Source organism: Pseudomonas sp. B21-048 (assembly GCF_024748615.1).
Classification (GTDB): domain Bacteria; phylum Pseudomonadota; class Gammaproteobacteria; order Pseudomonadales; family Pseudomonadaceae; genus Aquipseudomonas.
In genome coordinates, this window is sequence record NZ_CP087168.1 from 5,187,154 (window position 1) to 5,199,335 (window position 12,182).

The window sequence follows — 12,182 nt, forward strand, 5'->3', positions numbered from 1 at the left end:
ATGACTGGGCTTGTAGATATCCTGTGGCGAGGGAGCTTGCTCCCGCTCGACTGCGAAGCAGTCGTAAAACCGACAAACTCAGTCCAACTGACAAACCGCTGATGCCGGCATTGGGGCTGCTGCGCAGCCCAGCGGGAGCAAGCTCCCTCGCCACAGGTTAAATGTCAGCCGATGAGCTTGCGTAGCGCCAACAATATGAGGAAATGCACGGGATAGAGGGCATATGTCCAACGGCGCATAGGTGGTGGTTTTACGCCATGGGCGTGTCGCAACAAGAATAGCCCCAGCCATGGCGCAATCAGACAAGTGGCGATAGCTGCCACTGCCAGGCTATTACCCAATCGAACGGCGTCATACAGCACTTGCCACTGATTGGCCGCCAGACAGAACAGCCCCGGCAGCAGGCTGAAATACCAGGGCCGCCTGATCACCAGCAACATCGCCAGCGGCAACAGCACGCCGAAGAATCCGAACATCAGTCGCTCCGGGAACAGCGCCGCCAGCACCAAGGCAGCCGTTGCCAGGCATTGCGACTGCGGCGTTCGGTGCTGCCAGCCACCGGCCACCAGCAAGCCCAGCGCCAACGTGGGCAAGACATTCAAGGTGTCGGGCGCAGGAACGTACATCCGGTAGGGGATTTCGCTCAGAACGCTAAACAGCGACAACCAACCAAGGTAGCGCCATTGGCCGTCGGTCGTCATTGCATGTGTACGCGACAGGTTCACAGCCATCACCAGACAGAACCATGGGAACGCCAATCTACCCGGCACATACAGCAGATCGATGGAGTAACCGACATATCGCAGGTGATCGAGCACCATGCTCAGCAGTGCCAGCCACTTGAGCAGGTCCAGTGCACCGTCCCTCTGCGTCATGTGCATAATTGCCCAAGGCGTTTGTATATTTCTGACAGAGTCACCCCGTGTGCTCCCCGGACGATCTTCGGTAAAGTGTGCATCATCATTGACCAACGAAGCGCCACAAGCGCCTCGATCACGGAAGCAGGCCATGACCGACAAGAGCCAACAATTCGCCAGCGACAACTACTCCGGTATCTGCCCTGAAGCCTGGGCTGCCATGGAACAGGCCAACCACGGCCACCAGCGCGCTTATGGCGACGATGAGTGGACCGCCCGCGCGGCCGATCAATTTCGCAAACTGTTCGAAACCGACTGTGAAGTGTTCTTCGCCTTCAACGGCACCGCGGCCAACTCGCTGGCCCTGTCGTCGCTGTGCCAGAGTTACCACAGCGTGATCTGCTCGGAAACCGCCCACGTCGAAACCGATGAATGCGGCGCGCCGGAGTTTTTCTCCAACGGCTCCAAACTGCTCATCGCCCGCACCGAAAATGGCAAGCTGACGCCGGAATCAATCCGTGAAATCGCCCTTAAGCGCCAGGATATCCACTACCCGAAACCGCGTGTCGTGACCCTGACCCAGGCCACCGAAGTCGGCAGCGTGTACACCCCGGCCGAAATCCGCGCCATCAGCGCCACCTGCAAAGAACTGGGCCTGAACCTGCACATGGACGGCGCGCGTTTCTCCAATGCTTGCGCATTTCTTGGCTGCTCGCCAGCGGACCTGACCTGGAAGGCCGGGGTTGACGTGTTGTGTTTCGGCGGCACGAAAAACGGCATGGCGGTGGGCGAAGCGATTCTGTTTTTCAACCACAAACTGGCTGAAGACTTCGACTACCGCTGCAAACAGGCCGGGCAACTGGCCTCGAAAATGCGCTTCCTCTCCGCACCTTGGGTCGGGATTCTGGAAAACGACGCCTGGCTCAAATACGCCCGCCACGCCAACCACTGCGCGCAGCTGCTGGCCGAACTGGTGAGCGACATTCCGGGCGTGGAACTGATGTTCCCGGTACAGGCCAATGGCGTGTTCTTGCAACTGTCGGAACCGGCCATTGCCGCACTGACCGCCAAGAGCTGGCGCTTCTACACCTTCATCGGCAACGGCGGCGCACGGTTCATGTGCTCGTGGGACACCGAAGAAGAACGCGTGCGGGAGTTGGCGCGGGACATCCGCGAAGTGATGGCAGGTTAAAACACGATCCTGCAGGAGGGCGCTTGGGCGGCGCCCTCCTGCAGGAACTGCCGAACGCGGCCCGAGCTTTCGGCAGCTCCGAGAGGGCGTTCACCCGCCCATCAATATTGCTTAAAACTCAATCCGCACATCACCCTTCGGCACGCTGCAGCACGACAGGATGTAACCCTCGGCTTCGTCTTCCTCGGTAATCCCGCCGTTGTGTTCCATGTCGACTTCACCACCGAGCTTCATCACCTTGCAGGTCCCGCAAATCCCCATCCCGCAGGCTTTGGGGATCAGCAAGCCAAGCTTGGCTGCCGCCGCATGCACGGTTTCCCCCGGTGCCACGCGAATGCTCTTGCCCGAAGCAGTGAACTCCACCTGATGCAGATCCGCCACGTCGACTTCCGGGGCGTCGGCCGCTTGTTCAGCGTGTTCCACGGCGTCGGCGCGGGCCTCTGGCGGCGTCGCGCCGAAGGATTCTTCGTGGTAACGCGACATGTCGAAGCCAGCGGCTTCCAGCAAGCGTTTGACCGCGTTCATATACGGTGTCGGGCCGCAGCAGAACACTTCGCGCTCAAGGAAGTCCGGCGCCATCAATTCAAGCATTCTGTGGTTCAGGTAACCGCGATAACCGGCCCAGGGCTCACCCATGCCATGCTTCTCGCAAATCAGGTGCAGGCTGAAGTTCTCGATCCGCGAAGCCATGTGTTCCAGTTCGCGGTGGTAAATGATGTCTTTGGGCGAACGGGCGCTGTGGATAAACACCATGTCGACGTTGCCGTTGGTGTCGTAGAACCAGCGAGCCATCGACATAACGGGCGTGATGCCGACGCCACCGCTGAGGTACAGCACTTTCGGCGCGGTGAAATCCATGGCGTTGAACAGTCCGACCGGCCCGTGCACCGCCAGCTCCTGGCCTTCATGCAGGGTGTCGTGCAGCCAGTTGGACACCTTGCCCCCCGGCACGCGCTTGATCGTCACCGAAAAGCTGTACGGCACCGATGGCGAGCTGGAAATGGTGTAGGAGCGCATGATCGGCACGCCGTCGATTTCCAGCTCCAGGGTGACGAATTGCCCGGGCTTGAAAAAGAACAGGATCGGCTGGTCGGCCATGAAGCAGAAGGTACGCACATCCCAGGTTTCCTGGATGACTTTGACGCAACGGACAATGTGTCGACCATTGGCCCAGGTCTGGGTGGTTACCGGGTTCAGGAAGCTGTTGGACATGCTGATCTCCACGGCCGACTGTCGGCCTTCATGTTGGCGATTCTGCGTATAGCGCGAACCTTCCATTTACCTATCTGCGACATTCACATACTTATCGCGACCAGCCCCCAATTACCGGGGGTTGCGCGTCGGGAACAGATTGGGCTATGTCGCCCATGGATAAGGTTCCGGGCAGCGCCGGCCCCACACTCGCCTCAACAGATAACTGCTGTTTTTTGTCTTGCGTCGCACAACCGTAGCCACTATTCGCCGGCCACACAGAATGGCCTTGAGGATTAAATGATGGACGTCACCACTACCCTGAGCTTGGGCGATCCGCTGGAACCCGCACGCAAGGCCACCGCCCAGATGCTGCAAGAGCGCGAGCGCACGTTCTCGCTGCCGCAGCCGTTTTACTCTGACGAGCGGCTGTTTGATATCGACATGCAGGAAATCTTTCAGAAAGAGTGGTTGATCGCCGGCATGACCTGCGAAATCCCGACCAAGGGCAACTACCTGACCCTGCAAGTCGGCAAGAACCCGATCATCGTGATTCGTGGCGCCGACGGCGTGGTGCATGCGTTCCACAACGTCTGCCGCCACCGCGGTTCACGGCTGTGCACCAGTGAAAAAGGCAAAGTCGCCAAACTGGTCTGCCACTACCACCAGTGGACGTATGAGCTGGACGGCCGCCTGCTGTTCGCCGGCACCGAAATGGGCGCCGACTTCGACATGAAGCAGTACGGCTTGAAGCCTGTGAACGTGAAAACCGCTGGCGGTTACATCTTCATCAGCCTGTCGGAAAACCCGCCGGCCATTGATGACTTCCTGTCGACGCTGAACCATTACATGGAACCGTACGACATGGAGAACACCAAGGTGGCGATCCAGACCACCTTGTTCGAAAAAGCCAACTGGAAACTGGTGCTGGAAAACAACCGCGAGTGCTACCACTGCAACGCGTCGCACCCGGAACTGCTGAAAACCCTGCTGGAATGGGACGACGTCACCGACCCGCGTGCCGACCAGGCCTTCAAGGACCACGTCGCTGCTTCGGCCGCTGCCTGGGAAGCCGAGAAGATCCCTTACGCCCACGCCAGCTTCGGCCTGCGTAACCGCATCGTGCGCATGCCGCTGCTCAAGGGCACCGTGTCGATGACCCTGGACGGCAAACAAGGCTGCGCCAAACTCATGGGCCGCATCAAAAACCCGGACCTGGGTTCGATGCGCATCCTGCACCTGCCGCACTCGTGGAACCATTGCATGGGCGACCACATCATCGTGTTCACCGTGTGGCCGATCAGCGCTCAGGAAACCATGGTCACCACCAAGTGGATCGTCCACAAGGACGCGGTCGAAGGCGTGGACTACGACGTGGAGCGCATGCGCCAGGTCTGGGATGCGACCAACGACCAGGACCGTCGCCTGGCCGAAGAAAACCAGCGCGGGATCAACTCCACCGCGTACCAACCAGGGCCTTACTCCAAGACCTATGAGTTCGGTGTGGTGAACTTCGTGGATTGGTACAGCGAGCGGTTGCTGAACAACCTTGGGGCCGAGCCTGCGCCGTACCTCAAAGGGGTGCCGGTACAAGGCTAGAGAAGCAGCTTCGAGCTACAAGCTTCAAGCGAACGCAGGTTTACGCCTGTAGCTTGTAGCTTGTAGCTAGCTCCTCCACCGCACCGACCCATCCTCGCCAATAAACGTCTCTTCGATGTTCTCCCCCACCAGCCGCACCTTCACATAACCATTCAACACCCGATCCGGGTATGCCGCATCCCGCGCATTTTGCGTTTCCGACCACAGCACCCGCGAATGTCCGTTCAGTTCGCTGGCATTGCCATAGGGAATCGCCCCGTGCCCAGCGCAACGCGCATGCAACCCGCCTTGAGCGGCGTAGCAGATGCCGTTGTGCAAATGCCCCCAATACCAGTAATCCGGCTCGCGCCCGAGGGCGTCGCACACCGGTTGATACAACGCCGTCTTGTTGTGCCCGGAAATGTCGAAGCCCTGGTGATGACTGAGCACCATGATTTTCTTGCGCTGGGGCAGGCTTTTCATCCAGTCGATCTGCGGTTGGTTCAGGGTGCCATCCATGTACAGATTCATGGCGTCCGAGGCATACGCCGTGTCGAGGCCGATCACCAGCCAATCGTCGTTGTACAGCGCGAAGTAACTGGTGCCCTGCTGCGCCGGAAAACGCTTGGCCAGTTCCTTGAAATAGCCGTGGGCGCCGTTGTACATCTCATGGTTGGAATTAAGAGTGAACGAGCCCTGCGTGCCCATCGGCCAACCGGCCATGTCCACGTCTTCCTGGGAATGAGTGCCGGCGTAATACACATCCCCCAGGTGAATGGTGAAATTGGCCCGGGCCAGTTGCATCTGATTCGCCACCGCCACCGCCGGGGCATGGCTGTCGAACGGTCCGGTGCCCCAGTCGCCGGCAATTGCCAGGGTCACGTCGCGCTCCATTTTCACCAGTGCCGGGTCCGTGGCGAACGGCGCGTGATGCCGCAGGTTTTCGATCCACTTCAGCAGGGCCTCGCTCCATAACAGGTCGAGCAGTTCCCATTTGCGGCAACCGAGCAGACTGCCGTCCTTCAGCACCCGGGTTTGTAGCTCATCCACCGATTGCGGCAACGGGCTGGCATTGCCGATGCGCAGGATCGACAAGCCGTGGGACAATTCCCACGGCACGCCCGGCTGATCGTCCGGCAACTCGCCGTGCTCGAGCACGTACTGCGCCTGATCGTGGCCGCGTTTTAGCAGCGCAATGATGGCTTCGAACTCCTGGGGTTCGAGTTCGCTGACGAGTTTCATCCAGGCCATTTCCACCCGCGTGAACAAACCATGCAGCCGCACTTTGACCTTGTCGTACTCGTGTTCCCAATGACTGACCAATGACATGTCGTCTTCCTCCATCCGCAGTGGAATCACAGGGTTTTCATGAACTCGATGAGCGCCCGCTTATCGAGTTCCGACAACTGCGTGCCGTACAGCCATTCCCATGGCGGCATTCCCACGCGGAGCGTGGGAACGATCACCTAGCCGAGGGCCGTTTTCTCCAGGTGTTGCAGGATGATCGGGTACACATCGAGCACCGCATTCTTGCCGAACATGCAGTCGATATGCCCGTAACCCGGCACCACATGGCGGCTGTAGCGCTCCGGTCCATGGGCTTTGCATACGCGCTCATAAGTCTTGAGCGTGCTTTCCGGCAGGTAGCACTGGTTGTCTTCGCCGCTGATGAAGCAGATCGGCATGGTCAGCCGGTCGAAGTGCGGCATGTAGACGTCCTGGCCCTTGAAGTCCACCAGATGGCCTTTGCGCAGGATCAGCGCCAAGTGTTCGAAGGTCTGCATGTTCGATTCGCCGAACAGCTCGTGCAGGTTGTCGTGCAGGGTCTCGTTGAGCGTGTCGTGGCGGTACAGCGACGCGTACATGAAGGTGATGCGATGGCACACCGGGTTGGTGCAGTAGCCCTGAGCCTCGATGCGTGCGTAGATGTTGAGGGCCTTGTCGTAGAGCTTGTTGAACCAGCTCTCCTTGTTGTCGGCGTAGGCGGTGAGGGATTTGATGCCGATGGCGTCGAGCATTCCCGGAAGGTGCAGACCGGCCTTGAGCCCCGTTGCCGTGGCGACCACCGTATCCGCGGCGATCTGCGAACACACCACCGAACGCACGCCCTGCAACCCGGCCAGCAGCGACATGAAGAAGGTCGTCGCGCCGTAGCAATGCACCACGCATTGCACGTCCGCGGCCTTGGTTGCCTGCTGGATCTGCGCGATGGCAGCCTTGAAGTCGTACTGCGCAACCTGGTCGCCGTTCCATTCGTGCTTGCTAGCCGGCAGCAGAATGCTCACCCGCAAATCCAGCAGCCAGACGTCGTATTCGTGCTTGCACAGGTACTCCAGCAGGTTGGTCTGGATGGTGTCGGTGGAGAAAATATTCGAGCCTACCCCCAAACCATGCACCAGCATCACCGGCCCTTTGCTGCCGCCCTGATACCGGGTCAGGCGTAGCTGAACGCTGTCTTCGGTCTGGAAGAACTGCACACTCGGGGTCGGCGCATCCAGCGGGCGTTTCTGCCGGGGCGGTGCATCAGGGTTGAAGTAGATGTCCCCGGCGAACACCCCGCCGTAACTCTCCCACAAGATGCCGGCGAAGAACTTGCCAAAGCGTGCCAGCCCATCGATACGCTCGCGTTCGTTGCGCGCATTGAGCACCTTCATGGTGGTCATCTGCTTGGCGAAATCGGCTGGATGGATGTGCATCACACCCGAACCCATCACCTCACCGGTCTTGTCCGACCCGCGATACAGCGTTACGTAAAGAGTGCTGGTGTCGTGCCAGACGTTCAGCACACCGTTGTCTTCGGGCACGGTCTTGAACGCGCTGAAGTAATAATCGCTGCCGTCCTCGGCAGTCAGTTTCATGTCGTATTTCATGTGCCGCACGCCGACCTGTTCCTGATATTCCTCGAACAGGTTGAACACGCCATTGCTGGCGGTCAGCGGTTCCCGCGACAGGCCCGGCGCATTGAGCGTGCCGACCAGCGTCGCGGCGTGTTGCGGCTCCTTGATCATGCGGTTGAGGTCGTTGGCGGTGATGGTCAGAGTGAACTCGATCGGCGAGTTCTCCGACTCGCCGCGTTTGGCCGCCGCCTCGTAGAGTTTGAGATCGGTGCCTTGAGGCTGGGTGAAGTCCTTGGAGAAATAGCCCTTCATGGTTTCGGTGAACTGCACGCCGAGGGTCGGCGGCGCCACCTGCTTGCGCGGCGCCGAGGGTAGCGTGTAGTCGATGTGCCAACCGCGATCGGCCGCCAGCAGGCCCATGTTGCGCTCGCTTACGGCGGAGATGGTCAGCAGCGGATTAACCGCCAGGGAGGTCGGAATCACCGCGCCGTCCGTCACGTACAACCCGGCATAGACATTAGTGCCACTGGCGCCGCTGAACACCTGGCCCTTGTGATTGACCACGCCCTGCTCCGCGTCCTCGCCCATCACGCAGCCGCCCAACGGGTGGACGGAAACGATGCTGTGTTTGAGCAGCTCGGTCCAGATCGGGTTCTCGACCCAGATCCCACCTAATGCCTTGGTGCTCTGGTGCAGTCGCTCGTTACCGAGTTTGACGTTTTCCTGCTCGCCAACGCCCGGCCAGTCGATGCGCAGCTGATCCTTGCTGTCGAGCACCATGCGACCTTTGCCGTCATCGTGACTCATGATCAGGTAGGTCTGCATGTTATGCAGGGCGCCGTGATAGGGGCCGCGCAGGAAGCTTTCGGATTCGCGCGCCGCGTACTTGAGCTTGCCGCTGAAACTGTCATCGGTGGGCTTGCCAATCAACCCGGCGAACGCGGCCATGCTCGGCACCATGGGCCGGCCGAGGGCACCAGGGATCGAGCCTTCTTCGATCACCATGCGGCTGCGCCAGTCGCCTTCGGTGCGCATGTCGATGATCGAGGTGATGCACGGGCCGACCGGTTTCATTTCATTGGCCGGGTGCGCGCCGAAACCGATGCCGTTGATCGCTTGGTCGCAGTTGTGGCCGAAACCGAGAATGTCGCCGTTGCCGCTCATGTTCTCGCCGAGCTGATCGGACGTCGCCAGACCTTTGTCCCGAGAACGCAGGAGGATTTCGGTGGAGCCCAAGGTCCCCGCCGACACCACGACGACGTCAGCCTTGACGAACAGCGTCGGCGCCGAGAACTTCTCGCGGCCGCTGTCCAGATACTGGAAATGCACGATCCAGCCGTCGCCATCGGCGTCGCGCTCCAGATGCCGCACTTCGGCCTGGCAGAAAATTTCCGCGCCGTGGTTCCAGGCATCCGGCAGGTAATTCATCAGCGTGGTGTTCTTGGCCTTGTTGTTACAGCCCGACACGCAATCGCCGCAGTGGTTGCACGGTAACTGCTCGACACCGACGTGGTTGAGGTTGTTCGGCAGTTTGTCGAAGGTCACGTTGATCGGCGGCTTGTAGAAATGTGCACCTTGCTTGAGGTAGTCCGCGGACTTTTTGTTGGCGTCCAGCTTGGGCAGGTTCGGCGCGGTGTTCGGATACGGATTGGGTTTGAGCATCTCCCGAGCCCGGGCATAACCGTCCTTGAGCAGCGTGTCGCGGTGTTCACGCACCGCCAGCGGCCAGCGCGGGTCGTCGAACACGCCGGGCTCCGGCTCCAGTGCGACGTTGGCATTGATCAGCGACGTGCCGCCCAGGCCGCAACCGACCACCACGTTCTGCTGGGCATTGACGTGCAAGTCGAACAGCCCGGTGCGCGAACCGATGTGCCCGTCTGGGTCATGGACTTGCAGCTCTTCAGTGGCCGCCAGCATCGTATTGGGGTATTCGCCGGGCTGGATTTCCCGGCCTCGCTCCAGCAGGCACACCCGCTTGCCGGCCCGGGACAGGCGCGACGCCGCGATCCCGCCGCCGTAGCCGGAGCCGATGACGATCACGTCGTAATGTTCCTTGATGTCGCTGATGGGCGTGGCGATCCGTGTCATGGGTCATTTCCTCTCAGGCAGATGGGCAACTCTGTGGTTGCCTGCAATCGATCGACGAACGAACGCCTGGTCACCAGGCACGGTCGGGCCTCAATGGCAACGGCGTTATGGCATGGGGAAAGGGGGCTCAGGCGCTATAGGCGAGCGCGCTGATTGGCGGCGCGACGGTGAATCCGTTTACGCAGCAAGGTGGCGGGTGTCGGTACACAGGTTATGCAGGGGCTGGGATGCGAATGTGGCGGCGAGCGATGTAGCTGGCTATCCATCACGCGTTCTCCCTGAACCAGATGTGGATAAGTGACGGCTGTCCTTGTGCCCTGAGAGTGAAGACAGGCGACAGATCGAAGTCAAGGAAGCGCCTTAGACCTGTATGAAATCTGATCTATCGCGTTGCGGCCTATAGAGGCCGTGGCTTGCAGGGTTTAGCGAACAAGTTATCCACATATCCACCCACAGCTAATGGGGACAACTGTGGATGACGAACAAATTTATTCACAAAAAACCAAGAAAAACCGTGACTTATCCAGAAGCAGGGTTTTACCCAAGCATTGATCGTTTTTTGATCAGAAGCCTGCAAGCCACGGTTTATATGAGGTGTAGAGGATGGCGAACACCTTATCCACAGAAGCGCCAACAGACTTTGGGGGCAACTTTGCAGGCTCTGTGGAAAACCGCTGAACGTCGTGAGAATTCAGGGTTTGCGGAAGGATTAGTGAGGGAAAAGGATGAATTGAACATTATTTAACCAACCCACTGAAAGCCACGGTTTATATAGCCTGTAGCGGACAGCGAACATCTTATCCACAGAAGCGCCAACAGAGATTGGGGGCAAGTATCGGCTTATGAGCGAAGTTGTTCTGTAGAAAAAGCTCGAAAAAACCGTGGCGTAGGTTGGTTGTTTTTTGTACGGAAGGCTGGAGGGCTTGATGGGCATGGGGTGTAGCGAGGGGCGAACATGTTATCCACAGAAGCACTAACAGGGATTGTGGGTAACCACCGTGGATTGTTGGTGCCCATACAATCTGTGATCGACATCGAACCCGTGGGGATCGCCCACACGGATTGGGTTCAGGCCTTAAGGCCGATACATCAAATAGGCTTCCCCCGTAACCCGAATCATTGGGTGGGGCGTGATCTGGCAGGTATCGACGATCCGGAAGCCATGGCGCTCATAAAACCGCCGGGCGCCGGTGTTCGCCGCATAGTCGATCAGGCTCAAGCCGTTGAGTCCCAACTGGTTGGCACGGTCGTAGGCATAGGCGAGAAATTGTTTGCCCAACCCCTGATTGCGCCAGCCCTCATGCAGGGCCAGGCTCGAAATATAAAGGGTGTCGGGGATCTCCATCGTGGCATACGGCGCCAGGACCGGATCGGTCACGAGAGCGGCCTGCGGATCGTGGCGCATCGCGTAGCTGTGCAGCATGCCGATGACCTTTCCCTCGGCCTGCGCGATCAGGCAGTTCTGATAGGAGAAATCAACGTCTTCACGTGCGTAACGACTGGCACCGACCTCCAGCAGGTCCTGGCCAGGCTGCGCCAGTTGGCTCCAGATGTAATCCGCCGCACCTTCTGATGAAATCTGAAACAAGCGAGCAATCTCCCGCGCATCCGCGCGCAGGGCCGAACGAAACTCAACTGCCATTTACCGGGCTCCACAGGACCGTTAGCGAACCACACCTTCTTCAATCAGTAACTTGAGAATGGCTTCGGCGCCCGCCTGCGCGGTGACGCCCTTGAGTACCTGCCCGCCTCCGCCACTCGCCTTGGCCGTCGCGGCCTTCATGCGGTCTGCACCGCTCTTGGCCTTGATCACTTTCAAGCGTTTAGGCCGTGGCTTGGCCGGTTGCAGCGTGGCCACCGCCAGCAGTTCATCGTCAATCACTTCGACTTCATCCGCCTGCAACACGCCGCGCCGGGCCGGGCCGTAAGCGCTCTGCCGAGGCTTGGGCGCCGCGTTATCCACAGTCGCCAGAAACGGCAAGCGTACTTTCAAGCGGCGACGCTGCCCGCGCGGCAACGCCTGCAGCACCAGCGCCGAACCACCGTCGATGGATTCGACCTGCGCCAACCCCACCACCAGCGGCCAGCCAAGGCTTTCCGCCAACAGGAACGGCAACATGCCCGAGCCTTCACCGGTTTCCGCCTGACTGCCGGTCAGCACCACTTGCGCCCCGGCATCGCGCAAATACGCGGTCAACGCCGGCAGCGCGTCGGCACCTTCCGGTTGCTCCAGCACATGCAATTGTTCCAGGCCCATGCCCAGATAAGCGCGCAGTGCCGGTTCCGCGACGTCGCCGGCATGCAGTACTTGCAGGTTATCCCCAGCCAGTTGCAAACCCAGTTCAACCGCTCGCGCATCCTGCTCGGCGCGGCGTGGCCGGCCGGAGGTCGGGTGGGCGCCGATGGACACCAGGCTGATGATTTTCGTGCTCATAACCC

Annotated in this window: 9 protein-coding genes; 3 read left to right on the top strand and 6 right to left on the bottom strand. The window is 59.9% G+C overall.

Annotated features, from left to right (window positions below):
* Positions 1–164: 164 nt before the first annotated feature.
* Positions 165–881 carry a conjugal transfer protein TraX gene (locus tag LOY56_RS24360; protein WP_258617701.1) on the bottom strand — a complete coding sequence of 239 codons (717 nt, stop codon included), beginning with the start codon at positions 879–881 and terminating at the stop codon, positions 165–167.
* A gap of 127 nt (positions 882–1,008) precedes the next feature.
* On the opposite strand from LOY56_RS24360, the gene LOY56_RS24365 reads away from it, so the two are divergent.
* The gene (locus LOY56_RS24365) at positions 1,009–2,049 is read left to right on the top strand and encodes a low specificity L-threonine aldolase (protein ID WP_258617703.1); all 1,041 of its coding nucleotides are present in this window, start codon (positions 1,009–1,011) and stop codon (positions 2,047–2,049) included.
* Between the two features lie 111 nt (positions 2,050–2,160).
* Here LOY56_RS24365 and gbcB read toward each other — a convergent pair whose 3' ends face one another.
* Complete coding sequence (gbcB, locus tag LOY56_RS24370; protein WP_258617710.1) at positions 2,161–3,261, bottom strand: glycine-betaine demethylase subunit GbcB; 1,101 nt, start codon at positions 3,259–3,261, stop codon at positions 2,161–2,163.
* 282 nt (positions 3,262–3,543) lie between these two features.
* Between gbcB and gbcA the strand changes: the two genes are divergently transcribed.
* On the top strand, positions 3,544–4,839 hold the full coding sequence (gene gbcA, locus LOY56_RS24375; protein WP_038981128.1) for a glycine-betaine demethylase subunit GbcA: 1,296 nt from the start codon (positions 3,544–3,546) through the stop codon (positions 4,837–4,839).
* 66 nt (positions 4,840–4,905) lie between these two features.
* Here the strand turns inward: gbcA and LOY56_RS24380 are convergent, their stop codons facing one another.
* Both LOY56_RS24380 and LOY56_RS24385 read right to left on the bottom strand, forming a co-directional pair.
* A complete protein-coding gene (locus LOY56_RS24380; protein ID WP_258617712.1) occupies positions 4,906–6,147 on the bottom strand; it encodes a metallophosphoesterase in 1,242 nt (413 codons plus the stop codon).
* A 137-nt stretch (positions 6,148–6,284) separates the two neighbouring features.
* Positions 6,285–9,743: an alpha/beta fold hydrolase gene (locus LOY56_RS24385; protein WP_258617713.1), complete on the bottom strand. Its 3,459-nt coding sequence runs from the start codon at positions 9,741–9,743 to the stop codon at positions 6,285–6,287.
* Between the two features lie 475 nt (positions 9,744–10,218).
* Here LOY56_RS24385 and LOY56_RS24390 point away from each other — a divergent pair, with 475 nt between their 5' ends.
* The gene (locus LOY56_RS24390) at positions 10,219–10,488 is read left to right on the top strand and encodes a hypothetical protein (RefSeq protein ID WP_258617715.1); all 270 of its coding nucleotides are present in this window, start codon (positions 10,219–10,221) and stop codon (positions 10,486–10,488) included.
* Positions 10,489–10,818: 330 nt separating this feature from the next.
* Here LOY56_RS24390 and LOY56_RS24395 read toward each other — a convergent pair whose 3' ends face one another.
* Together LOY56_RS24395 and LOY56_RS24400 are read right to left on the bottom strand one after the other, a co-directional pair.
* Positions 10,819–11,385, bottom strand: coding sequence for a GNAT family N-acetyltransferase (locus LOY56_RS24395; protein ID WP_258617716.1), 567 nt, complete (start codon positions 11,383–11,385; stop codon positions 10,819–10,821).
* Positions 11,386–11,406: 21 nt separating this feature from the next.
* The gene (locus LOY56_RS24400) at positions 11,407–12,177 is read right to left on the bottom strand and encodes an electron transfer flavoprotein subunit beta (RefSeq protein WP_030128552.1); all 771 of its coding nucleotides are present in this window, start codon (positions 12,175–12,177) and stop codon (positions 11,407–11,409) included.
* Positions 12,178–12,182 lie beyond the last annotated feature (5 nt).

Excerpts from the sequence above, each read along its gene's own strand:
- gbcB (WP_258617710.1), bottom strand. The coding sequence starts at position 3,261 with ATGTCCAACAGCTTCCTGAACCCGGTAACCACCCAGACCTGGGCCAAT.
- LOY56_RS24385 (WP_258617713.1), bottom strand. The coding sequence starts at position 9,743 with ATGACACGGATCGCCACGCCCATCAGCGACATCAAGGAACATTACGAC.
- LOY56_RS24380 (WP_258617712.1), bottom strand. The coding sequence starts at position 6,147 with ATGTCATTGGTCAGTCATTGGGAACACGAGTACGACAAGGTCAAAGTG.
- LOY56_RS24395 (WP_258617716.1), bottom strand. The coding sequence starts at position 11,385 with ATGGCAGTTGAGTTTCGTTCGGCCCTGCGCGCGGATGCGCGGGAGATT.
- LOY56_RS24390 (WP_258617715.1), top strand. The coding sequence starts at position 10,219 with ATGACGAACAAATTTATTCACAAAAAACCAAGAAAAACCGTGACTTAT.
- LOY56_RS24400 (WP_030128552.1), bottom strand. The coding sequence starts at position 12,177 with ATGAGCACGAAAATCATCAGCCTGGTGTCCATCGGCGCCCACCCGACC.
- LOY56_RS24360 (WP_258617701.1), bottom strand. The coding sequence starts at position 881 with ATGCACATGACGCAGAGGGACGGTGCACTGGACCTGCTCAAGTGGCTG.
- LOY56_RS24365 (WP_258617703.1), top strand. The coding sequence starts at position 1,009 with ATGACCGACAAGAGCCAACAATTCGCCAGCGACAACTACTCCGGTATC.
- gbcA (WP_038981128.1), top strand. The coding sequence starts at position 3,544 with ATGGACGTCACCACTACCCTGAGCTTGGGCGATCCGCTGGAACCCGCA.